This is a genomic window from Neisseria sp. P0021.S007, assembly GCF_051956855.1.
The window spans coordinates 1-442 of record NZ_JBQCXA010001723.1 but is presented as its reverse complement, the minus strand read 5'-3'; the positions used below and the strand labels follow the sequence as shown (position 1 = coordinate 442).

General features: G+C 52.9%; 1 pseudogene. It reads left to right on the top strand.

Annotated elements, in window-relative coordinates:
• Positions 1-442 (top strand): annotated as a pseudogene (locus ACTHUR_RS21135) (polysaccharide biosynthesis protein); the annotation flags it as partial.

Sequence of the window (442 nt, the reverse complement as noted above, 5' to 3'; positions counted from 1 at the left end):
CAGCACCTTCGTGCTTATCTAAACCGACAAAGCCGTGCGCCCGACCAACACCATGGGCGCCAGCAAACGTATGGCGGAACTCTGCCTGCAGGCACTCGCCGCCGAACCCACCCAATATACCCGCTTCTGTATGGTACGCTTTGGCAACGTTTTAGGCTCCTCAGGCTCCGTCGTGCCGGTATTTGAAAAACAAATCGCCGAAGGCGGCCCCATCACTCTGACCCACCAAGACATCACCCGCTACTTCATGACCATCCCAGAAGCCGCCCAACTCGTCATTCAAGCGGGCGCAATGGGCAAAGGAGGCGACGTATTCGTGTTGGATATGGGCGAATCTGTTAAAATCATTGACTTAGCCAAACAAATGATTACGCTTAGCGGCCTGAAATTGAAAGATGCCCAACATCCCGACGGCGATATCGAAATTAAAATTACAGGACTG